This is a genomic window from Pseudoalteromonas sp. S3178, from assembly GCF_005886985.1.
Classification (GTDB): Bacteria; Pseudomonadota; Gammaproteobacteria; order Enterobacterales; family Alteromonadaceae; genus Pseudoalteromonas; species Pseudoalteromonas carrageenovora.
In genome coordinates, this window is record NZ_PNCW01000283.1 from 1 (window position 1) to 428 (window position 428).

The window sequence follows — 428 nt, forward strand, 5'->3', positions numbered from 1 at the left end:
CACACCATCAAAACCACGTGCGCTGGCACTGAATAAAGCCTATTTAACCATTGTCAAAGAGCAAAGCTACCTGTTCGGTCGTGACGCCACTATAGTAAAAGCGCGTAATGTGCTTGAACAAGTCGATGATTCTCAACAGCCTCTAGAGCTTGAGCACCGATATGTATGGGATATGCAGCTGGATTGGAATAAAGCCGAGTAAAAATGGTAGGAGCTCAATGAGCTCCTACATCAGATTTAACCTTTTTTAAAGGTTAACAAACGCTTTGGGGATCTCAGGACGAAGGTCCCTAGGAGAAAAATAAGTAAAAGCATATTCATGTTGCCAGAATCTTTCTCTGGTAGTGTTTTTGGCTGATTTTTCACACTGATTTCAACCATCTTAGTTTCTGAGTTCGCGAAACCATCAGATACAAAGTACTCAAAGT

1 protein-coding gene and 1 pseudogene are annotated in these 428 nt (G+C 41.6%); one reads left to right on the forward strand and one right to left on the reverse strand.

The annotated features are described in order from the left end of the window. A pseudogene (locus CWC11_RS20985) lies at nucleotides 1–202 on the forward strand (hypothetical protein); the annotation flags it as partial. 35 nt (nucleotides 203–237) lie between these two features. Here CWC11_RS20985 and CWC11_RS23055 read toward each other — a convergent pair. After that, nucleotides 238–428 (reverse strand): hypothetical protein (locus CWC11_RS23055; RefSeq protein WP_212748105.1); only part of this gene is annotated, 191 nt, incomplete at its 5' end.